The following is a 521-nucleotide window of genomic DNA, read 5'->3' on the forward strand; positions in this document are numbered from 1 at the left end:
TACCATACTAGTATCCTTACATTTAAAGTTATTTTCTTTATGCATATTAGCTCCTCCATAAATTTATGATTTTTATACCTTATTGAGGTATATTAGCTACTAATAATATAGCAGCATTGATAAATACTTCTTTTGGTCCTACACTTATTGTATCTGCACTTTCTATTACTGCAGAAACTTCAACTTTAGCTCCCATTTTATAGTCTGGTGGTAATATAATAAAACTACTAAATGGAATGTCATAATGTGTAGAATGTATAGCTTGATCATCTATATCTGCTGTATATTCTACTATAACTTTTAATAAACCGTGTATTATTAATTTAAATCCACTTAAGATTTGACCTTCATTTGCTACTATTTTAGGTGTAGTGATTACATAACTATTTATAACCTTTACATCTATATTTGTATAATCTATTTCTTCTATTTGTGGTTTTTGGTATGGTATTTGACAGTATTTATCTAATGTTATTTGCTTAAATATTGAAATATTCACTTCTATTTCTACAGATGAAGAT

The 521-nt window shown here is 26.5% G+C and carries 1 protein-coding gene; it reads right to left on the reverse strand.

Annotated elements, in window-relative coordinates; translation table 11 throughout:
• Positions 1-79: 79 nt before the first annotated feature.
• A partial coding sequence (locus ACEXNK_RS17540) for an SPOCS domain-containing protein (RefSeq protein WP_373601501.1) occupies positions 80-521 on the reverse strand: 442 nt, incomplete at its 5' end.

Origin of the sequence: Paraclostridium bifermentans, assembly GCF_964259345.1 — a bacterium.
Lineage (GTDB): Bacteria > Bacillota > Clostridia > Peptostreptococcales > Peptostreptococcaceae > Paraclostridium > Paraclostridium bifermentans_B.